The 22,342-nt window shown below is 60.9% G+C and carries 23 protein-coding genes; 15 read left to right on the forward strand and 8 right to left on the reverse strand.

What is annotated here, in order from left to right; translation table 11 throughout:
• Nucleotides 1-49 precede the first annotated feature (49 nt).
• Entirely contained in the window at nucleotides 50-1,540 is a 1,491-nt protein-coding gene (gene scpC, locus AC07N6_RS15045) for a succinyl-CoA:acetate CoA-transferase ScpC (protein WP_494782353.1), read from the forward strand.
• A gap of 8 nt (nucleotides 1,541-1,548) precedes the next feature.
• Here the strand turns inward: scpC and AC07N6_RS15050 are convergent, their stop codons facing one another.
• Complete coding sequence (locus tag AC07N6_RS15050; protein ID WP_494782352.1) at nucleotides 1,549-2,553, reverse strand: LysR family transcriptional regulator; 1,005 nt, start codon at nucleotides 2,551-2,553, stop codon at nucleotides 1,549-1,551.
• A 144-nt stretch (nucleotides 2,554-2,697) separates the two neighbouring features.
• On the opposite strand from AC07N6_RS15050, the gene AC07N6_RS15055 reads away from it, so the two are divergent.
• The 8 genes from AC07N6_RS15055 to AC07N6_RS15090 all read left to right on the forward strand — a co-directional run bounded on the left by AC07N6_RS15055 (nucleotide 2,698) and on the right by AC07N6_RS15090 (nucleotide 11,299).
• The gene (locus AC07N6_RS15055; protein WP_494782351.1) at nucleotides 2,698-3,942 is read left to right on the forward strand and encodes an MFS transporter; all 1,245 of its coding nucleotides are present in this window, start codon (nucleotides 2,698-2,700) and stop codon (nucleotides 3,940-3,942) included.
• 205 nt (nucleotides 3,943-4,147) lie between these two features.
• Entirely contained in the window at nucleotides 4,148-4,759 is a 612-nt protein-coding gene (locus tag AC07N6_RS15060) for a DUF2325 domain-containing protein (RefSeq protein WP_494782350.1), read from the forward strand.
• Between the two features lie 331 nt (nucleotides 4,760-5,090).
• Entirely contained in the window at nucleotides 5,091-5,585 is a 495-nt protein-coding gene (locus AC07N6_RS15065) for a sigma-70 family RNA polymerase sigma factor (protein WP_494782349.1), read from the forward strand.
• A gap of 8 nt (nucleotides 5,586-5,593) precedes the next feature.
• Nucleotides 5,594-6,613, forward strand: coding sequence for a FecR domain-containing protein (locus AC07N6_RS15070; RefSeq protein ID WP_494782348.1), 1,020 nt, complete (start codon nucleotides 5,594-5,596; stop codon nucleotides 6,611-6,613).
• A 69-nt stretch (nucleotides 6,614-6,682) separates the two neighbouring features.
• A complete protein-coding gene (locus tag AC07N6_RS15075) occupies nucleotides 6,683-9,127 on the forward strand; it encodes a TonB-dependent siderophore receptor (RefSeq protein ID WP_494782347.1) in 2,445 nt (814 codons plus the stop codon).
• A 171-nt stretch (nucleotides 9,128-9,298) separates the two neighbouring features.
• A complete protein-coding gene (locus AC07N6_RS15080; RefSeq protein ID WP_494782346.1) occupies nucleotides 9,299-9,574 on the forward strand; it encodes a hypothetical protein in 276 nt (91 codons plus the stop codon).
• 60 nt (nucleotides 9,575-9,634) lie between these two features.
• Nucleotides 9,635-10,273 carry an ABC transporter ATP-binding protein gene (locus AC07N6_RS15085; RefSeq protein WP_494782345.1) on the forward strand — a complete coding sequence of 213 codons (639 nt, stop codon included), beginning with the start codon at nucleotides 9,635-9,637 and terminating at the stop codon, nucleotides 10,271-10,273.
• Nucleotides 10,274-10,372: 99 nt separating this feature from the next.
• Nucleotides 10,373-11,299, forward strand: coding sequence for a glutaminase (locus AC07N6_RS15090; RefSeq protein WP_494782344.1), 927 nt, complete (start codon nucleotides 10,373-10,375; stop codon nucleotides 11,297-11,299).
• A gap of 20 nt (nucleotides 11,300-11,319) precedes the next feature.
• Here AC07N6_RS15090 and AC07N6_RS15095 read toward each other — a convergent pair whose 3' ends face one another.
• Complete coding sequence (locus AC07N6_RS15095; RefSeq protein WP_494782343.1) at nucleotides 11,320-12,174, reverse strand: SIR2 family NAD-dependent protein deacylase; 855 nt, start codon at nucleotides 12,172-12,174, stop codon at nucleotides 11,320-11,322.
• A 432-nt stretch (nucleotides 12,175-12,606) separates the two neighbouring features.
• Here AC07N6_RS15095 and AC07N6_RS15100 point away from each other — a divergent pair, with 432 nt between their 5' ends.
• On the forward strand, nucleotides 12,607-13,488 hold the full coding sequence (locus AC07N6_RS15100; protein ID WP_494782342.1) for a response regulator: 882 nt from the start codon (nucleotides 12,607-12,609) through the stop codon (nucleotides 13,486-13,488).
• Here AC07N6_RS15100 and AC07N6_RS15105 read toward each other — a convergent pair.
• The 3 genes from AC07N6_RS15105 to AC07N6_RS15115 all read right to left on the reverse strand — a co-directional run bounded on the left by AC07N6_RS15105 (nucleotide 13,430) and on the right by AC07N6_RS15115 (nucleotide 15,606).
• Nucleotides 13,430-14,926 carry a PAS domain-containing sensor histidine kinase gene (locus AC07N6_RS15105; protein WP_494782341.1) on the reverse strand — a complete coding sequence of 499 codons (1,497 nt, stop codon included), beginning with the start codon at nucleotides 14,924-14,926 and terminating at the stop codon, nucleotides 13,430-13,432. The two genes, AC07N6_RS15100 and AC07N6_RS15105, sit on opposite strands and share 59 nt — an antisense overlap.
• 81 nt (nucleotides 14,927-15,007) lie before the next feature.
• Nucleotides 15,008-15,328, reverse strand: a complete 321-nt coding sequence (locus AC07N6_RS15110; protein ID WP_494782340.1) for a type II toxin-antitoxin system RelE/ParE family toxin — start codon at nucleotides 15,326-15,328, stop codon at nucleotides 15,008-15,010.
• Nucleotides 15,328-15,606, reverse strand: coding sequence for a type II toxin-antitoxin system Phd/YefM family antitoxin (locus AC07N6_RS15115; RefSeq protein ID WP_494782339.1), 279 nt, complete (start codon nucleotides 15,604-15,606; stop codon nucleotides 15,328-15,330). The genes AC07N6_RS15110 and AC07N6_RS15115 overlap by 1 nt, the downstream gene beginning before the upstream one ends.
• 285 nt (nucleotides 15,607-15,891) lie before the next feature.
• Here AC07N6_RS15115 and AC07N6_RS15120 point away from each other — a divergent pair, with 285 nt between their 5' ends.
• The 5 genes from AC07N6_RS15120 (at nucleotide 15,892) to AC07N6_RS15140 (ending at nucleotide 19,639) form a co-directional block, all read left to right on the forward strand.
• On the forward strand, nucleotides 15,892-16,578 hold the full coding sequence (locus AC07N6_RS15120; RefSeq protein ID WP_494782338.1) for a GntR family transcriptional regulator: 687 nt from the start codon (nucleotides 15,892-15,894) through the stop codon (nucleotides 16,576-16,578).
• Nucleotides 16,579-16,842: 264 nt separating this feature from the next.
• Entirely contained in the window at nucleotides 16,843-17,922 is a 1,080-nt protein-coding gene (locus AC07N6_RS15125) for a BMP family ABC transporter substrate-binding protein (RefSeq protein WP_494782337.1), read from the forward strand.
• Nucleotides 17,923-17,966: 44 nt separating this feature from the next.
• Nucleotides 17,967-18,596 carry a flavin reductase family protein gene (locus AC07N6_RS15130; RefSeq protein ID WP_494782336.1) on the forward strand — a complete coding sequence of 210 codons (630 nt, stop codon included), beginning with the start codon at nucleotides 17,967-17,969 and terminating at the stop codon, nucleotides 18,594-18,596.
• A gap of 7 nt (nucleotides 18,597-18,603) precedes the next feature.
• Nucleotides 18,604-19,089 carry a nucleoside deaminase gene (locus AC07N6_RS15135; protein ID WP_494782335.1) on the forward strand — a complete coding sequence of 162 codons (486 nt, stop codon included), beginning with the start codon at nucleotides 18,604-18,606 and terminating at the stop codon, nucleotides 19,087-19,089.
• A gap of 133 nt (nucleotides 19,090-19,222) precedes the next feature.
• The gene (locus AC07N6_RS15140; RefSeq protein WP_494782334.1) at nucleotides 19,223-19,639 is read left to right on the forward strand and encodes a very short patch repair endonuclease; all 417 of its coding nucleotides are present in this window, start codon (nucleotides 19,223-19,225) and stop codon (nucleotides 19,637-19,639) included.
• Here the strand turns inward: AC07N6_RS15140 and AC07N6_RS15145 are convergent.
• The 3 genes from AC07N6_RS15145 to AC07N6_RS15155 all read right to left on the reverse strand — a co-directional run bounded on the left by AC07N6_RS15145 (nucleotide 19,628) and on the right by AC07N6_RS15155 (nucleotide 22,331).
• On the reverse strand, nucleotides 19,628-20,407 hold the full coding sequence (locus AC07N6_RS15145) for a GIY-YIG nuclease family protein (RefSeq protein WP_494782333.1): 780 nt from the start codon (nucleotides 20,405-20,407) through the stop codon (nucleotides 19,628-19,630). The genes AC07N6_RS15140 and AC07N6_RS15145 overlap by 12 nt on opposite strands.
• A gap of 63 nt (nucleotides 20,408-20,470) precedes the next feature.
• Nucleotides 20,471-21,121: an Eco29kI family restriction endonuclease gene (locus AC07N6_RS15150; protein WP_494782332.1), complete on the reverse strand. Its 651-nt coding sequence runs from the start codon at nucleotides 21,119-21,121 to the stop codon at nucleotides 20,471-20,473.
• Nucleotides 21,084-22,331 (reverse strand): DNA cytosine methyltransferase, encoded by a 1,248-nt coding sequence (locus tag AC07N6_RS15155; protein ID WP_494782331.1) that lies wholly within the window; start codon nucleotides 22,329-22,331, stop codon nucleotides 21,084-21,086. The genes AC07N6_RS15150 and AC07N6_RS15155 overlap by 38 nt, the downstream gene beginning before the upstream one ends.
• Between the last annotated feature and the right edge of the window lie 11 nt (nucleotides 22,332-22,342).

Consider the following 22,342-nt stretch of genomic DNA (forward strand, 5'->3'; position numbering starts at 1 on the left):
GGCGCGGATGCACTTCTCTTTTCCAAAAGAAACCGAGCAGGAGCACACCATGGATAGCCAGCGCATTCGCCAGCCTGAATTGGCCGGCAAACTCATGTCGGCCGACGAGGCCGCTGCATTCTTCCACAATGGGATGACCATCGGCATGAGCGGCTTCACCCGCGCCGGCGACGCCAAGGCCATGCCGCGCGCACTGGCCGAGCGCGCCAGGCGCGAGCCATTGCGCTTCACCGTCATCACCGGCGCCTCGCTGGGCAATGGCAGCGACGGCCTGATGGCCGAAGCCGGCCTGCTGGCGCGGCGCCTGCCGTTCCAGGTGGATGCCACGCTGCGCGGCAAGATCAATGCCGGCGAGGTCATGTTCATCGACCAGCATCTTTCCGAGACCGCCGAACAGCTGCGCGGCGGCACGCCGTCCAGCATCGACATCGCCGTGATCGAAGCGGCGGCCATCACCGAGCACGGCATCGTGCCGACCATGTCGGTGGGCAATTCGGCCAGCTTCGTCGAACAGGCCAGGCAGATCGTGATCGAACTCAACACCAGCGTGCCGCTGGCGCTGGAAGGCTTGCATGACATCTACCTGCCTGGCGATCGTCCGGCGCGCGGCCCGATCCCGCTGACCAGCCCGCAACAACGCATCGGCTGCGCCACCATCCCGTTCGATCCGGCCAAGGTGGTCGCCATCGTGCTGACCGAAACGCCGGACAGCCCCTCCTCGGTGCTGCCGCCGGATGAGGAAACCAACGCCATCGCGCGCCATGTGATCGGCTTTCTCGAAGGCGAAGTAGAGGCCAAGCGCCTGCCGCATACGCTGGCGCCGCTGCAGGCCGGCATCGGCACCATCGCCAACGCGGTGCTGCACGGGCTGGTGGACTCGCCGTTCCGCGACCTGACCATGTATTCGGAAGTGCTGCAGGACAGCGCCATCGAGCTGCTCGACTCGGGCCAGCTGGCGTTCGCCTCGGCCTCGTCGATCACGCTGTCGCCGGCCAAGTATGAGCACTTCATCAAGCACCTCGACCGCTACCGCGACAAGCTGGTGCTGCGTCCCCAGGAAATCAGCAACCATCCGGAGCTGGTGCGGCGGCTGGGCATCATTGGCCTGAACACCGCGCTGGAGTTCGACATCTACGGCAACGTCAACTCCACCCACGTCGGCGGCACGCACATGATGAACGGCATCGGCGGCTCGGGCGACTTCGCCCGCAACGGACAGATCTCGATCTTCGTCTCCAAGTCGGTGGCCAAGGGCGGGGCGGTTTCCAGCGTGGTGCCGATGGTCACGCATGTGGACCACAGCGAGCACGATGTCGATGTGCTGGTCACCGAATGGGGCCTGGCCGACCTGCGCGGACTGGCGCCGCGCGAGCGCGCGGTGCAGGTGATCGAGCATTGCTGCCATCCGGATTACCGTGCGCAATTGCGCGACTACTTCGAGCGCGCCTGCCGGGCCGGCGGCCATACGCCGCACCTGCTGGGCGAAGCCTTCTCCTGGCACCAGCATTACGCGCAGCACAAGACCATGCGCCTGGACTGAAAGAAAGCTCAGTCCTTCTTGCCGGCGGCAGGCTGCCGCCGCGCCAGCGCATCCCAGCCGACCGCGCCGCGCACGGCGCCCGGCATGGCCTCCTTCATGGTGTCGATGAAATGGCGCAGGCGCGCCGGGTAAAAACGCGCGTAGGGATACAGCAGCGACACCGGCAGCGGCGCCGGTTCCCACTCCGGCAGCAACTGCACCAGCCGGCCCGCCGCCACATCCTCGGCCAGGATCCATGACGACCCGACCGCCACGCCCATGCCTTCGATGGCCGTGTTGCGCAAGGCGTACAGGCTGTCGGTGACCAGTTGCGGCCGGAACGAGATGTGCTTTTGCTCGCCGCTGCGCGCATGGGTGAGCGTCACCTCGCGCCGGTAAAAGGCGGGGATGGCGATCCAGGGCAGGGCGGCCAGGTCGGCCGGATGCTGCGGCAGCGGACGGCCTGCCAGCAGCGACGGCGCGGCCACCGTCATGCGCGGCACTTCGGCCAGGTGGATCGCCACCACGGAAGGGTCATGCACCTCGCCCACCTGGATCGCGCAATCGATGCCCTGGGAAATGAAATCGGCGGCGCGGTCATGCAACAGCCATTCCACCGTGACCAGCGGATGGCGGCGCATGAACTCCGCCAGCGGCCCGATCAACTGTTTTTGCCCGAACGCATGCGGCACCACCACCCGCAGCGAACCCTCGGCCTGCAGGCGCGCCCCGCGCAGGTCGCTTTCGAACTCGTCCCATCCCGCCAGCAAGTCCTTGGCGCGCTCGTAGCAGCGCTCGCCGTCGTCGGTCAGTTTCATCGCATGCGTGGAACGTTGCAGCAGGCGCACCCCCAGCGAACGCTCCAGGGTCTGCAAGCGGCGGCTGATGGTGGGCTGGGTCGTGCCCAGTTGGGATGCCGCCGCCGACAGGCTGCCGGCTTCGACGATGCGCACAAAGGTCTGCATCAGCTCGATGCGGTCGGTCAGGCCGGCGGCAAGCGCTGCCGGCTGGGCGGGGGCGGGTGGCTTGGTCATACGCCAAACGTATATCAATTCTGCTGTTTGCGCTACTACCGTATGCGAGCCGGGTGACGCAGAATCCGCTACAACGCTGGCATACAAGGCTTTTCCAAGACCAGTTTGACGCAAACGCATGGCAAACACATCGGGAGTTTCATCATGAATAACATTCCTAACACGCATATAGCCCCGGGCGACCTGGCGGCCAAGGCGCATCCGCAGGCGCATGGCCTGTCGCCGGCCCTGATCCTGTTGCTGGCCACCGGCGCCGGCCTGTCCGTGGCTTCCCTGTATTACTCGCAACCGATGCTGGGCGTACTGGCCGACGATATCGGCGCGTCCGAGCGCGTGGTCGGCATGGTGCCGATGTCGACCCAGCTCGGCTACGCGCTGGGCATCCTGCTGCTGGCGCCGCTGGGTGACCGCTACGACCGCCGCCGCATCATCCTGATCAAGGCCGCGGTGCTGACCGCCGCGCTGCTGCTGGCCGGCGCCTCTTCCGGCGTGGGCATGCTGCTGGCCGCCAGCCTGGCGGTCGGCTTGTCGGCCACCATGGCGCAAGACATCGTGCCGGCCGCCGCCACCCTGGCGCCGGAACAGCACCGCGGCCGCATCGTCGGCACCGTGATGACGGGCCTGTTGCTGGGCATCCTGCTGTCGCGCGTGGTGAGTGGTTTCGTGGCCGAAAACTTCGGCTGGCGCGCCATGTTCGTCGGCGCCGCCGCCAGCATTGCGTTGATCGGCGTGGCCGCATGGCGCGGCCTGCCGCGCTTCCACCCGACCACCCGCATGCCGTACGGCGCGCTGCTGGGTTCGCTGGCCAGCCTGGTCAGAAAGCATGGCGCCTTGCGCCGCGCCGCCCTGGCCCAGGGCCTGCTGTCGATCGGTTTCTCGGCGTTCTGGTCGACCCTGGCGGTGATGCTGCATGGCGCGCCGTTCCACCTGGGCAGCGCCGCCGCCGGCGCCTTTGGCCTGGCGGGCGCCGCCGGCGCCCTGGCCGCGCCGCTGGCCGGCCGCATCTCGGACAAGAAAGGCCCTGAACTGGTGACCCGCCTGGGCGTCGGCCTGGCAACCGTGTCCTTCGCTGCGATGGCGCTGTCGCCGTGGTTTTCCAAGGAGGGCCAACTAGTCCTGATCGCGCTGGCCGCCATCGGCTTCGACCTCGGCGTGCAAGCCACGCTGGTGGCGCACCAGACCATCGTCTACGGCATCGAGCCCGGCGCCCGCAGCCGCCTCAATGCGGTGCTGTTCGTGGGCATGTTCATCGGCATGGCCGGCGGCGCGGCATTGGGCAGCCTGGCGCTGGCGCAATGGGGCTGGATCGCCGTGATCGGCCTGGCCACGCTGACCTCGATCCTGGCGCTGGCGGTGCGCCTGTGGCCGGGCGCCGCCAAGGCGCGCTGAGAACGCCCGGCTGCCACTCCCCAGCCTTTTCCTGCAGCGGTCCCGGCGCAAGCCGGGGCCGCTTTTTTTTCATCGCCGGCCGAAGGCGATGGACAGAAATAACCCTGCTGCCAATCGCGTCAAATAGCAATCGTTCTCATCTATAATCGAGCCCCTCCTCGCCGGATGACAGGTTCCACAGCGAGGCCCGCAACGGGAGACTCACATGAACGACACGACGCTTCCTGCACCCGCCATCCGGCGCCCGGACGACACGCTAGCCGGCGAGCACGTGGCACTGGTGCGCCACCTTGCTGCCGCACAGCTGCGTTGCAGCGAGACCATGCGGCGGCAAGCCGCAGAGATCGCGCAACTGCGCGCGCAGGCGATGCAAATGCGCGCGGCCATCATCGCGCGCGACAGTGCGCTGGCCTGGGCTTGCGAAGACCGCGCCGCGCTGGAGGCGGCCATCCCCGATCTGGCGCCGCGCGTCACGCTGGCGCGCAAGGTCAGGGACCTGAGCCGGCGGCTGCAAGACCTGATGCGCGACACGCTACGCCCGACCATATCGACGCCGGCGCCGGCGGCACGCCCGCAAGCCGTCGCCGGCGCGGCGACGCCAGACATCTCGGCGCTGGAAGCCAGCATCGTCGCCGCCGATCTCGTGATCTGCCAGACCGGGTGCCTGAGCCACGGCGCCTACTGGCGCGTGCAAGACCACTGCAAGCGCACCGGCAAGACCTGCGTGATGGTCGAGCAGCCGGCCAATTTCCGCGTCGTGCGCATCCACCATGACATGCGCACGGCCATCGACGGCATGGCGCCAACTCTCGACTAATCATCAGAACCCGTTCGGGCTGAGTAGGCCCGTCAGGGCCGTATCGAAGCCAGCGTGTCAGCGTTAGCGGTCTTGCCTGCCCTTCGATACGCTGCTGCGCAGCTACTCAGGGCGAACGGGAGCTGGACGGTACTACCGGCGCTGCCGGCATTTCTTTTTATCCGGCCCGGCACGAAAACAACGACCGTCAGGCATCATTTGTTAATGGTAATCACTATCATTTATAATCACGCTTTCTCACTCCCGGCCTGGCCGCGCCGACAAGGCGCCGATCGAAGCGCGCAGGCGGCTTGCCGGATCGGTTTCCATCTTGTCTGGGATGCCTTTCCCCATGTCCATCGAAGCCCTCTATTGCGACCACCACTCCTGGCTCAAGGGATGGCTTCTGCGTCGGCTCGGCAATACCGAGCAGGCGGCCGACCTGGCGCATGACACCTTCATCCGCCTGCTCAGCAGCGAACGCGTGCCGGCCGCCATCAATGAACCGCGCGCTTACCTGACCACGGTCGCCCGGAACCTGGTATCCAACCACTGGCGGCGCGAGAAGCTGGAAAAGGCCTATCTCGAAGCGCTGGCGCAAGCCCCGGCCGGCCTGGCGCCGTCGCCGGAAGAGCAGGCGATCCTGCTGGAAACCCTGCTCGAACTGGACCAGTTGCTGGACGGCCTGCCGGCCATCGTCAAGCGCGCCTTCCTGCTGTCGCAGCTCGACGGGCAAACCCATGCCCAGGTCGCCGCGGCGCTCGGCATCTCGATTCCCACCGTCAAGCGCTATCTCGTCAAGGCCCTGCAGCGCTGCTACTTTGCCGACATTGCCTTCCTCGGATGAGGCCGTCCTTGTCCGCCTCCGACTGGTATAAGCACACGCCCGATGCCGCCACGCTGCCGCAGCATGTGGCCGAGCGCGCGCTCGAATGGCTGGTGGAACTGCAAGCCCAGCCGGTGCCGCCCCAGACCATCGCGGCATGGGCCCGCTGGCGCGGCGAGCATGCCGACCATGAGCGCGCATGGCAGCGCATCGAGTCGGTGCGGGGCCGTTTGCTGCCGCTGGCTTCGCCGCTCAATTCGGCCGTCGCCCAGGCCGCGCTGGCGCCGCGCGGTGCGCCGCATCGGCGCCAGATCATCAAGAGCCTGGCCGTGGCGCTGTGCGCCGGCGGCGGCGCCTGGGGCGTGGCGCAATACACGCCCTGGCGCGAGTGGAACGCCGATTACCGCACCGCCGTCGGCGAACGCCGCACGCTCACGCTGGCCGACGGCACGCAGCTCATGCTCAACACCGGCAGCGCCGTCAACCTCGGCTTCAGCCAGACCGAACGGCGCATCCGGCTGGTGGCCGGCGAGATCCTGGCGAGCACGGCCAAGGATGCGGCGCACCGCCCATTCATGGTCGAGACCGTGCACGGCACGGCCCATGCGCTGGGTACCCGCTACACGGTCAGGCAAATGGCCGACGCCACCGAAGTGCGCGTATTCGAAGGCGCGGTGCGCATCGCGCCGCGCCACGCTGCCGCCGGGGGCCTGCTCTTGCAGGCCGGCGAACAGGCGCGCTTCAGCGCCGCCGGGATCCATGCCGCCGGCCGGGTGGATGCGGCCGCCAGCGGCTGGATCGATGGCTTCATCATCGCCCGCAGCATGCGGCTGGACGACTTCATCGCCGACCTGGGCCGCTATAGCCGCGACACCCTCGCTTGCGACCCGGCCATCGCCGACCGGCGGGTATCCGGTTCGTTTCCGCTGGACGATATCGACAAGATCGTCGAAACGCTGGCCGCCACGCTGGACGTGCAGGCCGACATCCGCCACCGCTTCTGGGGCGGCCGCCGCATCCGCATGGGCCCGCGCCCGCAACGCGGCTGATCCGTTTTCGGTTTTCACGGGTCATCGGAGCAGGGACGTCAATTTCTTATCCGGAAAGGTCGCATCGACATGGAGCAGGCGAGGGCGCGCTATGCGCAAGCCATGCAGGCAATGCAGCTGGTGCTGCGGCGTGCGGCACGCGTCTGTAGCGCCGTTGCCGCCGGCGCCGCCATGTCCGCGCAACTGATCCCCGCTCCCGCCTTCGCGCAAGCCATGGCCGCGGTGCACACCTATGACATTCCCGCCGGCCCGCTGGAAGAGGTGCTGGGCCGTTTCGGCCACGATGCCGGCATCCTCTTGTCGTTCCGGCCGGACATCGCCGCCGGCCTCCATAGCGACGGGCTGCGCGGCAGTTATAGCGTCGACGGCGGCCTGGCCGCGCTGCTGGCCGACACCGGCATCCAGGCGAACCGCCAGGGCAACGGCGGCTATCTGCTGGGCAAGCCCGCCTTCGGCATGGCCAGCCGGCCGCTGCCCACGGTCACCATCATGTCGACCGCCGACCAGGACGCCACCGCGCCCTACGCCGGCGGCCAGCTCGCCAAAGGCGGCAGCCTGGGCATCCTCGGCGCCGGCAATGCCATGGATGTTCCATTCAGCACGGTGAACTACACCGCCGCCCTGCTGGACAACCAGCAGGCGCGCACGCTGGCCGACGTGGTGGAGAACGACGCCTCGGTGCGCATGCTCACCGCCGCCGGCGGCTTCGGCGATACCTTCCAGATCCGCGGCTACAGCCTCTCCAGCGGCGATATCGGTTTCAACGGCCTGTTCGGCCTGGCCTCGGCCAGCCACATGCCGGCCGCCATCATGGAAAGGGTGGAAGTGCTCAAGGGCCCCGGCACCCTGATGAACGGCATCAACCCCGACGGCAGCATCGGCGGCAGCATCAACATCGTCACCAAACGCGCCGGCGACGAGCCGCTCGCGCGCCTGACCACATCCTTCCAGAGCAAGGGGCAAGCCGGCGTGCAGGCCGATGCCAGCCGCCGTTTCGGCGCCGGCAACGCGTGGGGTATCCGCGTCAACGGCGTCTACAAGGATGGGGAGGCCAGCATCAAGGACGGCAACCAGCAACTGGCGGTCGGCGCGCTGGCGCTGGACTACCGCGGCCGCCAGTTGCGCTGGTCGCTGGATACCTATGCGCAGCATGAGGACAGCGACAATTTCCGCCCGCAGGTCGGCTTCCTGCCGGAGGTGACGACGATCCCCTCGCCGCCGCCGGCGGATGCGAACTTCTATCGCGGCAGCCAGTTGCGGCTGGAAGATGCGGCCACGGTATCGCGCCTCGAATACGACATCGATGGCGACCTGACCGCCTACGGCGCCATCGGCTATCGCTACGGCGCGTCCCGACAAAACCTGACGACCGGCGCGGTCGACGCCGCCGGCATCGGCACGCTGCGCAACAGCTACTACGACACCTACAGCAAGACCATCACCGCCGACGCCGGCCTGCGCATACGCTTCGACACGGCCGGCATCGACCATGCGCTGGCCATCGGCATGACGCGGCTGCAGCAGGAAGCCGGCAACGCCTACATCCCCTCCGGCGGCACCGCCACCTACAGCATCTACGGCGCCACACCGCTGCCGGCCATCACCGATGCCCGCACCTCGCCCAAGAAGTCCTACGACATGGTGCTCACCAGCGTGACGCTGGCCGACACCCTGTCCATGCTGGAAGGCCGGCTGAGCATCTTCGCCGGGGCGCGCCAGCAACAGGTGCGCTACGACAGCTTCGATACCGTCACCGGGCTGCAGACCTCTTCCTACAGTGCCGGCGCCGTTTCGCCGCTGCTGGGCGTGGTGCTCAAGCCATCCGGAGCAGTCTCGCTATATGCCAACTACACGGCCGGCCTGACCCGCGGGACGGTGGTGCCGACCGGCGTGCTCAATGCCGGCCAGATCCTGCCGCCCTACCGCTCCAGGCAATACGAAGCCGGCGTCAAGGTCGACTGGGGCCGCATGACCACCGGCGCCTCCGTATTCCAGATCGCCAACCCGAGCGCGGTCATCACCATGTTGCCCAATCCGCCCGGCGCCAGCCTCTACGGCTACGACGGCGAACAGCGCAACCGCGGCCTGGAGCTTTCGGCCTATGGCGAGGCGGCATCGGGCTTGCGCCTGATGGCCAGCGGCGCGTTCTTCGACGCCAAGCTGACGCGCACGGCCAACGGCGCCAATGACGGCAAGAACGCCGCCGGCGTGCCGAGATACGCGTTCAGCCTGGCGACCGACTGGGATAGCCCATGGCTGGCCGGGCTGGCCCTGAATGCGCGCGTGGTCCATACCTCGTCGGTCTACTTCAACGCCGAGAACACCCTGAGCCTGCCGGGCTGGACCCGCGCCGACATCGGCGCGCGCTACCAGACCCGCCTGGCCGGCAAGCCGGTGGTGTTGCGCGCCAACGTGGAAAACCTGTTCAACCGCAACTATTGGCTGCTGGCCAGCCCCTACGCCACGGTGGCGGCGCCGCGCACATTGCTGTTGTCGGCGCAGGTCGATTTCTGAGCGCCATCGCGGCCGCGCCTTGCTGCGCGCATCTTGCCGCCGGGGAACGCGGCGCATGAATATCTCCCGTCTTCGTCGCCCGGGCCGCCAACATCTTTTATAATCGCCCACAGGAGACAACCCCTCGCGGCATGCCTGCCGGTTCGTCATCGAACCCGCCAGGCGGAATTGATGGCAAGCAGTCAAGACGGCATGGCGCGAACAACGACGGTGAATGGCATGGCACTGTATTTCAAGAACAAGAGACCGAAGACCTTCCTTGGCGCGCCCGTGGGCTGGCCATTGATGTTGCTGATGGCGCTCGACCTGTGCATCGCCGGCCTGATGTTCCTCTCCGGCCATGACTGGAGCGGCCTGATCCTGCTGTATCCGCCGGTCGCGCTGGCGATCGCCATGCTGGCCGACGCCCGCCGGGAAAAACAGGCCGCGCAGCAACGCCGGCGCTGACCGGCTCCCAGCCGCATTGCCGGACGGATCCGCCGCCCGGCGCTTCCACGCCAGACTTCCATGACGACATCACAAGACCGCCCCGCGCTGTTGCTGGTCCGCAAGCTCAATTTCGCCTATCCCGGGCATGAACTCTTCAAGGACCTGTCCGCCACGGTCCCGCCCGGCGTCACGCTGGTGCGCGGCGGCGACGGCCGCGGCAAGACCACCCTGCTGCAATTGCTGGGCGGGCTGATGCCGGTCAAGGACGGGGTGCTGGAACTGGACGGCATCCGGCTGGATGAAGACAGCGAAGCTTATCGGCGCCAGGTGTTTCACGTCGATCCGCGTACCGAGGCTTACGACCAGATGACGCCGCCGGAATTCTTCGACGCCATGGAGAAGCGCTTTCCCGGCTTCGACCATGCGCGCCTGCCGGCGCTGATCGCAGGCCTGTCGCTGGCGCCGCATCTGGAAAAGAAACTGTTCATGCTCTCCACCGGCAGCAAGCGCAAGGTCTACCTGGCCGCCGCCTTTGCCGCCGGCGCCGCGCTGAACCTGCTGGACGATCCCTTTGCCGGGCTGGACCGCGCCTCGATCAACTTCGTCACGCAAACCCTCAACGCGCAAGCGGGCAACCAGCGGCAAGCCTGGGTGGTGGCCTTGTACGAAGCGCCGGAAGGTGTGGCGCTGGCCTCGTCCATCGACCTGGGCGATTAAGCCGCCGTCTTCCTCACCGCGCTTGCCGATACCGGGAATTGCCCGTGCGGGCGCAGCCGATGGCATGATGTGCCTGTTGCCATCCTCCGCCACGCCCGCATGGACACCGCCACCCATTTCACACCCATCCTGGAACAGGTTCTCGAAGAAGTCCGCCCCCTGACGCTGCAAGGCAAGGTGGCGAGCTACATTCCCGAACTGGGCCACATCGACCGCAACAAGCTGGGCATCGCGCTCTACCTGCCCGACGGCGGCATCTACACGGCCGGCGACGCGCACGAGCGCTTTTCGATCCAGAGCATCTCCAAGGTCTTCACGCTGGTGATGGCCTACCGCATGCTGGGCGACGCGCTGTGGCGGCGCGTCGGGCGCGAGCCTTCCGGCAACCCGTTCAACTCGCTGGTGCAGCTGGAGACCGACCAGGGCATTCCGCGCAATCCCTTCATCAATGCCGGCGCGCTGGTGGTGACCGACATCCTGTGCAGCCAATACGCCAACCCGCACCTGGCCATCCTGGAATTCATCCGCCAGGTCAGCGGCGTGCAAGACATCAACTTCAACGCCCGCGTGGCGCGCTCGGAAGCGCAGCACGGCTTTCGCAACGCGGCCATGGCCAATTTCATCAAGAGCTTCGGCAACCTCAAGGCGCCGGTGGACAACGTGCTGCAAGCCTACTTCCACCAATGCGCCATCGAAATGAGTTGCGCCGAGCTGGCGAGGGCCGCGCAGCTGCTGGTGCACTACGGCACCGCGCCGGGCGTCCCCGAGGCGCTGCTCACGCCCAGCGAAGTACGGCGCGTGGCCTCCATCATGCTGACCTGCGGCACCTACGACGCCGCCGGCGACTTCGCCTTTCGCATCGGCCTGCCGGCCAAGAGCGGGGTCGGCGGCGGCATCCTGGCCGTGGTGCCGGGCCGCATGGCGCTATGCGTGTGGTCGCCGGCGCTGGATGTGCACGGCAATTCGCTGGCGGGGGCGAGGGCGCTGGAGTTGTTTGCCGGGCGCACCGGGTTTTCGATTTTCTGAGCTCCGGCCTCAGTCGCGCATCAAGCGGTCCAGCCCGCCGCGATCTGCCGCAGCCCCTCCAATGCGCCGCAGCGCAACCCGATCCGATCTGCCCCCTCCGCCATCCACTCGCGCGGATTGATTCGCACCAGCGGCGCCCCCAGCCGCTCCCCCATGCGCCGCACCGATGGAATGGCGGTGCCGGCGCCAAGCTCGATCACCACCGGATGCCGGACCTTGTCCAGCCAGGAACGCATGCGACGATACTGCCCATCCGTACGTTGCTCATTCCAGCGGGAATCATCGAACATCAGGATATTGGGCCGCGCCACCGCGCCGCAATGCGGGCACTCCGGCAATGGCGAGCGCAGCCGGCAGTGCGCCATCTCCACCTGCGGCATCACCCCATCGGCCGGCCAGATCGCGCCGACGCAGTCGTGCGTGCATTGCAGGTGATGGATGCTGCCATGGCATTCGACGATGCGATCCTCCGCCACGCCGGCCTGTTGGAACTGCCCGTCGACATTGCTGGTGAAGACGAACATTCCCTGCGGCTTGTCCGCGGCCAGTTCGCGCAACAGCGCAAAGCCGGCATGCGGCCCGGTCTGGCGATACAGCGTGAGCCGATGTCCATAGAACCCCCAGGCCAGCGCCGGATCTTTGTCGAAGGCCCGGCCATTGGCGATGTCGGTGAAGACGATGCCGGCCCGCTGCAACGGCGGATAAGCCTGCCAGAAACCTGCGTTGCCGCGAAAGTCCGGCAGCCCTGAATCCACCCCCATGCCGGCGCCGGCGGTGACGATGAGCGCGTCGGCTGCTTGTATCCATTGGCGCGCGCGGGCGAGATCGCCTGGGGCGAGCGAAGAAGATAAGGACGAAAGAACATTGGCAGACATTTTTTCCGATCGCGGGCAAAAATCAACAAAACACCAAAAACTTCCAAAAGGAAAAATATTGCCACCTTATATTTTTTTACCCTATTGATAATTTTTTGGATTCCACATCTACATCGTATGCAATCCAGAAAAATCTTTAGAAAAAAATCATTTAACAACCAAGATATGCATACATGTCGATGATGCCGCCAAGCTCGCTTGACTGCGCCTTTTCGGATCGGCTTTACTAACCGATCACCTGAACGGGAGCGTCTTCCCGTTCACGCATCAACCCTCTCCAGATAATTTGACTTATGCCATCAGCACATTGGTTGTGGCCCGGCAAAGGGCTTGAATTAAAAACTACACGGTAGTCTTTGCCCGCCATACAGCACATGTTTTTGAAGAGGTCATGCCGCCAGCTCGGGCCCATAAGAATTGATAAAACCGCATATGAGAAATGAGATCGCCCGAAGAAGGGAGTTTTCCATTCTGAAAAATCTGTTACGCCGCAAAAATATTCCGCAAAAAAGTTGGGCGCGCATCATTTCAGAAATCATCGGCGGAACGCAAAAAACCGCCGCACGTCGCCTGGCGGATGAAAGCGTTCTCTCACTTGGAGAATTGTTTGCTATTGCAGATCACTTCAAGACGACCGTCACTGCGATGTTGCAATCTAATTTTCCCGAGGAAAGAATAGTGCCTGGAGCATGCAAGGCCTTGCTCCGAATTGGAAATTCTCAGTGTGCATGTACGGTCATTACAAGAAAATCAATACCTGAGCCGCACGATCTTTTTGTCGCTTATGAAGATGAAGCCGAAAAGTGTGTGGTCGTTTGTCCGACAAACGACGCACCGACCGGGACGGCGCAAAGAGGGGTTCTCGATTTGCATGTGGATGCATTCAGCACCTCAGGCCCCACCGTAGTCATTGTTGATGATGAAGAGACGTCAACCCGGCCTTTCTGTAGATTCATACAAATCGACGGCGGCTTCAACACAAAATATTTCAGCCATTCCGGGCCTGTCCTCCCCCTTCTTGAAACGCATCCGCTTCCCGATGGATATATCCTGGACTGGACGTTGGCCGATGGAGAAACTTCTCGGGGATTGATTGAGGCGATTCGTCGCGTTGACAAGACCTGTCCCATCATTCTTTTGACCGGCACCATTCAGGCCCGGATAGAAAACGAAAACGATATCGCCGAACTTGTGCGCACACACAATATTGATGTCCTGCTAAAACCGTTTCCGACATCGATTATTGTTGAGAAACTCAAGTCGGTTCTGAATCGACGAACGCCGATGTATTTTGAAGCGGAAGGCGAATGCTGATCTCCGTTCCCGCTTGCAATTGAGAGCGAATATCCATTTCGCCGCCCATTTCGAGCAGATGGGATTGAACGATGGCCAATCCCAAGCCCAAGCCTTGAGGGTTTATCAAATGACTTTTACTACCGCGGGAAAAGGGTTGTAAAACACGTTTGGTTGCCGCATTGCTCATACCAATTCCTGTATCTTTGACCAGCAGCACCAAATCTTTTCCGTGTTGAATTTCGGCATGAATTTGCACGGCACCTGCAGATGTGTATTTAACCGCATTGTCTGCAAGGTTGACGATAATCTGCCGCATGCGGATTTCGTCAATCTCGATGGTCACATCCAGCCCTTCAGGCAGGAATGAAAAATCGAGTCCTTTTGCCAACGCTTGCTTACAGATAGGAGCGAGTGTTTTCCTGAAAAACGTGACCGCGTGCAAAGCGCGTATGCGTAAGCCGGGAGCGCTGTCGGCGCGTACGAATTCAACCAGGTCCAGAGCAATGTCATTGAGCTGTTGCGTCGCTTCGCGCATCGGTATGACACAGTTTTCAATTTCGTGAGGATAGCGCTCAAGAAGGTCGAGGCTGCTCATGATGCTTTGCAAGGGGGAACGCAGTTCATGCGAGGCCGTGGCCATGAAGATCTTGCGCGCGGCAACGGTGAGCTCTTTTTCCGAAGCGACTGCTTGTGCGGCCCTGAGCTGGGCTTCACGTAAGGTATTACGTTCAGCCTCCACCTGCCTGTGTTCGGTGATATCGCGCCCACTAATGCCCAGCACGAGTTGCGCGTCGATCGGATCGATGACCGGCCGGCAATCCAATTCAAAAATCCGCTCCCCTTGTTTCGCGGTGCGAACGTTGAACTCCGCCAAAATTCTCGCTTTATCCGATACGGCACGAATAATCCGCCTGGCATCTTGCGGGTCGACAAAGGTGGCGCTTAGCGCATCCGTGTCGCGATCATTGCTCAAGCCATCCCACATGGCAGATGCAATCGGGTTTCGGAATAAAACATCTCCTGCCAGCGTGTAAAGCGCCGCGACGTTTGAGGTGTACGACAGCACCTGGACGCCGCGCAACTGCGCATCCGGCATGGCACGCAGGTTTGCCGCGCAAAAGAGTATTCCCTCCGTTGAATCATCTTTTTCCCGCACCACCGCGCTTTTCAGGACCACCTGCCTGGGCTGGCCTGGAGGGTAAAGCGTCCATTGCTCCTCAACGTTGATCCCTTTCAAGGCATTGCGATGGACGGCATGCAGGCGATCCATCGCGGTTGGGGTGATGTCTGAAAAATCCCTGCGCGCCAGCTCCTCAATCGAGTTGGCCGCCCAAAATTCAAGGGCTGACGGATTGGCCCATGTGATTCGCAGCCGGCTTCTGTCGAACACCCACATCGGAATGCTCAGCCAGTTATAGACATGCAATTGATCAACGGAAATCAGGAAGCGATCCATCTTCGAAATGACCTTCTCCTTGTTGTTGGCATGCCCTAAGCTGCAAGCATGCAATCTCGACTGGCCGTTCGGACTTCTCGCTTACTTCTTCAGTAGCCGCTTCATCAAAAGCGTCGGGAAATCCTGCTGATGCCCGGCGACGGCATATACATAAATGTCATTGCCGATTCGTCGGTAGACGAGCTTGTGATGCGAGGTAAACACATTCTGGTATTCAAAAATGCCAACCGCCGCCAACTCTTTTATGGCGGTACCCGGATAGTCCCCCGCATGGGCCTGTTGCAGTTTTTCAAAAATCTCGTCCTCCGCCTTGATCCATTCGAGCTCCCCCCATTTATCCAGCATGTACTCTTGAAGCGAGAGAAAATCCTCTTGCGCATCGGGAAGAATGACGACAGCCATTATTTGCGACGCTGACGGGCAGCACGAAGTTGTGCGCGAGATTCATCGATGGTGAGCCCCTTGCCCTGCAAACGGTCTTTCTCGCCCAAGGCGATGATTTTCAGCGCGGCAATGAGCTCTTCTTTTTCCTGAAATTGCTTGATGCCCTCGATCACCATGCTGGCCTCGCCGTTCTGGGTGATGATGAATGGGTTTCCATTCAATTCCAGGTCTTCCGAAATTTGCGCCGCATGGCTTTTCAGATAGGAAATTGACTTGATGTTGGCAATGGATTGCATGAAAAACTCCTTCAGACGAATAGACCCGAATTTAGGCCTCAATTCAGTCAAAGTCAATAATTGATCTATCCCGCGTCATGTTGAATTGCTGCCTGTATTTGCACCGCGCCTGTGAGTTCTTGCCCTGCGTTCGTACCCGCTTGCGATCCGCGATGCCGCCCCGCCGGCAATGCAAAAACATTGCCGAGTTCCCGCGCCTCTTGAGACAAGAGGCGCGAACCAAAGTGCTGGAGATAAGCCGCCCCGCGTTATGATATCGATCCTCCGCCTCACCCTTCACCATCCATGAAACCCCAACGCGCGCCCGCCAACAACCCGGAAACCCTCGACCAAAACGTGTACGAGGCGATCTTCAACGCCGTCATGCACGGACGGCTGAAGCCCGGCACGCGGCTGCAAGAAGCCAGCCTGTGCGAGCAGTTCGGCGTCAGCCGCACGGTGGTGCGGCAAGCGCTGCGGCGGCTGGCGGAATTGCGCATCGTCGACATCGTGCCCAACAAGGGCGCCGCGGTGGCCACGCCGGGGCCGAAGGAAACGCGCGACGTGTTCGCCGCGCGCCGCGCCATCGAAGGCGCGATCGTGCGCGAAGTGGCGCGCAGCATCGACCACGGCGAAGTCGCCAAACTCAAGCAACGCCTGCAAGCCGAACACGCCGCCCTGCACGAGGGCGACCACCCGCGCTGGGTGGCGCTGGCCGGCGGCTTCCACCTGGCGCTGGCCGAGCTCTCCGGCAACCAGGTCCTGCAGCGCATGCTGACCGAGCTGATGACGCGCTGCTCCTTGATCGTGGCGCTCTATGAAATGCCGGGCGAAGCCAGTTGCGAGCACGACGAACACACGCGCCTGGTCGACCTCCTGGCGCTGCGCGACGGCAACGGCGCCGCCACTGAAATGGACAAACACCTGCTGGCGCTGGAAGCCCGGCTGCGCCTGCCGCAAGACAACACCGAAGCGCTGCGCCGCGCATTCTGATTTCCCGCCCGCCATCTCCGGCCAATGCGCCCGATACGACCAATACGGCGCCTGCCCGCTGGCGGTGCGCGCGCCCTCCGGTCGAACGGTTTTTGCCCATTTTGCGTGCAAACCAAAAAATGTATACAATCAAATAAATATAATTAAATCCTTTTAAATCAATTATTTGAATAACATTTATGGCTGGCATTCAAATTGCATGTATACGATCAACGGCGATCTTTCGCCACCGATCGATCCATCCAATCAAGGAGTCTTGCCGCCATGAACCGCCGTCAATTCTTGCTCGCCTCGGGCGCCGCCCTAGCCGCCTCGTCGCAACCCTTCGCTGCCCTGGCCGCCGCCCCCAAACTCAAAATCGGCTTCATCTACCCCGGCCCGGTGGCCGACATCGGCTGGTCGTTCCAGCACGAACTGGGACGCCGCATGCTGGAGAAGGAATTCGGCACGCGCATCGAGACCGTGTTCGTCGAACGCGTGCCCGAAACGCCGGAAGCCGAGCGCGTCATGCGCCAGCTGATCGACGACGGCTGCAAGATGATCTTCGCCACCTCGTTCGGCTTCATGAACCCGGTGCTGCGCGTGGCCAAGGAAAACCCGGACGTGATCTTCGAACACTGTTCCGGCTACACCATGGCGCGCAACGTCGGCCTGTACCAGACGCGCTTCTACGAAGGCGCCTACGTGCTCGGCACCATCGCCGGCCGCATGACCAAGACCAACACGCTGGGCTACATCGCGCCGATCCCCATCCCCGAAGTGATCCGCAACCTGGACGCCTTCGTGCTGGGCGCGCGCAGCGTCAACCCCAAGGTCAACGCCAAGGTGGTGTGGATCAATGCCTGGTACGATCCCAGCCTGGAGCGCGACGCCGCGCAGACGCTGGCCGGGCAGGGCGCCGACGTGTTCTACCAGAACACCGACTCGCCGGCCCCGATACAGGTGGCGGAAAGCCGTGGCCTCTACGCCTTCGGCCAGGACTCCGACATGAGCCGCTTCGGCCCCAAGGCGCACCTGACCGGCAACACCCTCAACTGGGGCGTGTACTACGTGCACAAGGTGCGCCAGGTACTGGAAGGCAAATGGAAGGCGGAGGACACCAAATGGGGCATGAAAGAAGGCATCGTCCAGCTCGCCCCCTACAACGCCGCGCTGCCCAAGGACGTGGTGGCGCAGGCGGAAGAACGCCGCAAGGCCATCGTCGCCGGTACGCTGCAGCCCTTCGCCGGCCCCATCAACAACCAGGCCGGCCAGTTGCAGGTTGCCGCCGGCAAGGCCGTCCCCGAATCCGAACTGTGGACCATGAAGTGGTACGTGGAAGGCATCCAGGGCAAGCAACCATGACCGCCCGCCACGCCCCGCAACAGGCCGCATCCACATGAACCGCCATGACTGAAATCGACTTCTCCGAAATCGGCGTCTACCAGCGCTACAAGCTGATGGCCAGCCTGATCGTGCCGCGCCCGATCGCACTCATCACCACGCTGGGCGTTGACGGCACCGTCAACGCCGCGCCGTTCTCCATGTTCAACATGCTGGGCGAAGACCCGCCGATCGTGATGGTCAGCATCAACCGCCTGCAAGACGGCGCGCTGAAAGACACCGCCGCCAACATCCTGCGCACAGGAGAGTTCGTCGTGCACCTCACCGACGAAGCCATGTGCACGCAAATGGACGCCTGCGGCGCCACGCTGCCGCCGCACCAGAGCGAGCTGGAGCACGCCGGACTGCACGCCGTAGCATCCCGCACCATCGCCCCGCCGCGCATCGCCGAAGCGCCGGTCGCCTTCGAATGCGTGCTGCACGAGAAACTGGAAACACCCAGCCGTTACATCTTCATCGGCCGCGTGCAATGGCTGGCCGCGCGCGATGGACTGATCGACACCGAGCAATGGCGGGTAAGGTTGCAGGACTACCATCCGGTCGGGCGCTTTGGGGCCAGTTTTTATCTCAATTCCAGTGGACGATTTACGCTGGACAAGGCGCAGGCTGCATCTACCCAGATTGATGAAATGTGAGGCTGACATGAGTGACAAACCCGTGACCGGATTTACCGAACAGGATGTTGCCGCGATGCGGCTGGCGATCGAGGCATCCGAACAGGCATTGAAGCGCGGCGACATGCCGTTTGGCGCGACGCTGGTTTCGCCCGATGGCGAAGTGCTGCTGGTGGAGATGAATAACCAGAACACCGCGCAAGATTGCACGGGGCATGCGGAGATGGTGTTGGTGCGGCGGGCGCAGAAGGAATTAGGGTTGGCGGCGATGCGCGGTGCTACCGTATATGCCAGCGGGGAACCTTGTGCGATGTGTGCTGGGGCGATGTTTTGGGGTGGGGTGGGGAGGGTGGTTTTTGCTGCTTCTACTGTGCAGATTGGGGAGGCGTTGGGGGGGGCGGTGTTGCCGTTGCGGGCGGCTGGTGCGGTTGAGGGGGCATCGCCTGTTGTGAAGGTGGTCGGGCCCTTGTTAGCGGATGAGGCTGTGGCGATATTGCGTAAATTCGAAAGCTAAACGAACAGCCTCTCTAACCCTTCCGCAAGCTAGTGACATGACCTTCGCATATCGTCTCCGCTATCCATCAAAAGTCCCTTCCGATTTCTCGCCGAGCTAAACGCGGTTCTGTAGCGATTATGATCCTTCTTCTATGGCAGACACTCTAACTCCTGAACATCGTAGTCACATCATGTCTCTTGTGCAGGGAAAAGATAGCCACCCAGAGATGATAGTTCGGCGTCTCCTTCATCGAGAAGGTTTTCGCTATAGATTGCATGTATCGAAACTTCCGGGAAAACCTGATCTAGTCTTTTCATCAAGAAAAAAAGTGATCTTTGTCCATGGCTGCTTTTGGCATCGACATACAAACTGTTCACTCACAAGAATGCCTAAATCGAACGTAGACTTTTGGAGTCTAAAGTTTGAAATGAACAAACAACGCGACAAGAAAAATTTTCGGCAGTTGCGCCAAATGGGCTGGGCCTATTTTGTTATTTGGGAATGCCAGATAAAAACTTTAAGTGAAGAAAAACTAAAAAACCGGCTCGAAAAATTCTTAGTTCGATAAAACTGGAAGCGGTGAGATCACTTTTCCAAACGGATAATCTTCATTCCCTTCATAAACAATAATATATCCAGGAAAAGCAACTACTTGCCATTTAGACGTGAGCGCTGTCGCGATGTCCTGGAGCACACCTGAGACAGTCTTGCTAGAGGGTCTTATCGTTAATGGCGTTGACGTAAGATCGGGGTGAGGTTTCTTTGCCCCCCCTCCGCACGTTTGAAAGCGAATAACATACGGAAGTGAATTCTTCATTTGAGTCAGCACGTCAGCGACGCTCCAATCCGATGATGGTTCATCTAGTTCAACCGGCAGCTCCATATTGATCGGATAGAGTATGTCAAAGTGTTCCTCTTTTAGGGACGTCGCATCACGGCGCCTACCTGGGTCATTCGAGCCAAATCCACTAAGATTCCACGCCATCTTAATTTTTTTCTTTTTATAATAGTTGATCAGCGAAGTTTCAAGATCCATCGCTGCAAACACATAGATACGAATAGCTTTAAACGTCACATCCGTGATTGAGAGATTCTTCCGAGATTGAATCTTTCTCGCATGTCGAACGAGTCTTTTCTTTAACCCTTGCTCTGAGTCTGTTTTCCCCACATATACAAGGTTATTCTGGAAAAATAATTGATAAATTCCTTGAGCGTCTGGTATGGCGTTAGCATTTTCTTCAGAAAGTGGGGCGGACTCTAAGGCCTCAAAATGCTTAACAACACTGTTAAGTAATGCCTCTGGTAAATCAAACTCTAAGTCCTTGAAGTAATTCATATCCCCCGATCCCTTCCCCAATATGTTTTTGCCTCGTTCGCTGTGCGCGAATCTATGGACAAACTATTCCCCAGGTGTGTCAATGAATCTGCTTGAAAGACTCGAGGGAAGTACTCTCAAATAAGTTTCAGCGTCACCTGCGATCTCAGCAGCCGTCTCTTGGCGCTCACCGAGGTTTGCCGCCCATGTTCGCCCCGGATGTAAAACATCCCAACGCGGCCTCATTCCGGCGTGACGACCTTTGCCGGGATTGTGATTACCAAATCCATCAATTAGCGAGTTCCATACGGGAGTAAACCTCGCGATGATTAAAGACTCGCCAAGAGGAATCCATATATCGTCCACCACCAGAAAACGACAATAGAAGTCTTTGATATCCAGGTTTTGTGCAGCCTTAACGCTATCAGCATGTTCTTTAAGTCTCTTCTGCAAGACCTTTCCAACTGCTTGATCTGAGGTGCCCCCCATACGAGCTCCTGCGGGGACAGCTTTGCCCACATAAATTGGAAGCGCGAATTTTCCATTAGCGTTTACTCGTGCTAACTGTTCGTACGCATGGAAGCTTCCGGTATAGTAAATCGCATAGATACCCGCGCCTTCGAAGCTCGGAATGTCTCCTAGCGGATAAATCTCTTTTGCAAGCAGCGCCTCTGCAACACTGGCACCAAGATTCTTCTTATCCAGCGGATTGAATGGAATTACCTTCCCTGTCACGTGAATTTCCCCTTTTTTTCCCTTTTACAAGCTTCTCAAGCCTAGCAAATCCGGCCAACGCTAGTTGCTGCGAAACACTTGCCGCAACGCGTTGAGCCAATAGTACTGGCACTGCATTTCCAAGCTGCCTCATCGTCTCGGTCCAGCTTCCATGAAACCGAAATCCGTCCGGAAAAGTTTGGATGCGGGCACTTTCTCTCACGGTAAAGTAACGAACATCACCATTGTCCTTGACGAGCATGTTTTCGCCTCCCGGCACACCATGATTCCCCGCCTTCAATGTCTTCGCGGGAAAATCTAACGGACTACCTGTATGTCCAGGATATGCCTTCGCTCCAGGTTGAAATACATGGTTTGGTACCTGATGATTAGATAACTCAGGATCCGGTAGACCCGAGATCGCATCTCGTACCGTCCTCCAAGGCAATTCAGATGGTGGAGATTTAGCGTCACGTAATTTCCTAATCCGCCCCGCAAGTTTAGGAGGGGACTTCGGTTGGATTATTCCATGGCGCTTCCAATAGTTACCCGTCACCCACTGATCAAATAGCAAGGCGTCATAACTATGTGTCGGCGCTGGGAACAATGGCTTTATGTCTAAATCATCGCGAAAACCAATAATAAAAACGCGCTCTCGCTTCTGAGGAACACCGTAGTCCGCAGCATTTATCAACGTGTATTTAACGTCGTACGTTAGCCCCTTCCTTCTTTTTTTTTCTATGGCTTTTTCTTTTTGCAAACGTACTAAGTGATCCGCCCAATCCTCTTCTAGTCGGGGAGGCATTTCGGGAAATTCTAGTTGTAAACGGATATATTCAAAGTAACTTGCGAACGTTACACGAGTGAGGCCTTTGACGTTTTCTACAATAAATGCCTTTGGACGTAATCGTCTGATCACTTCCACTGTCGCAGGAAACATATCGCGATTATCTTCAAATGCTTTATGCTTTCCACCAATAGAAAATGGCTGGCAAGGTGGCCCCCCAGCTAACAATTCAATGTCTTGTGGAATAGAGTCCCAGTTAAAAGCCCGAACATCTCCTTCGTGCAAATTCCAACTCGCTAGAATCGGATAACCGAGCTTTTTGTTTTCACGGACTGTGTCACACGCCCATTTGTCCCACTCTACAACCGCAAGATGCTCAAAGCCGGCTATTTCACAGCCCATGGCAAGACCACCTGCACCGGCAAAAAGCTCTACCGATCTCATCGATTACCCCT

It is taken from the genome of Herbaspirillum sp. GW821-FHT09A12, from assembly GCF_059418325.1.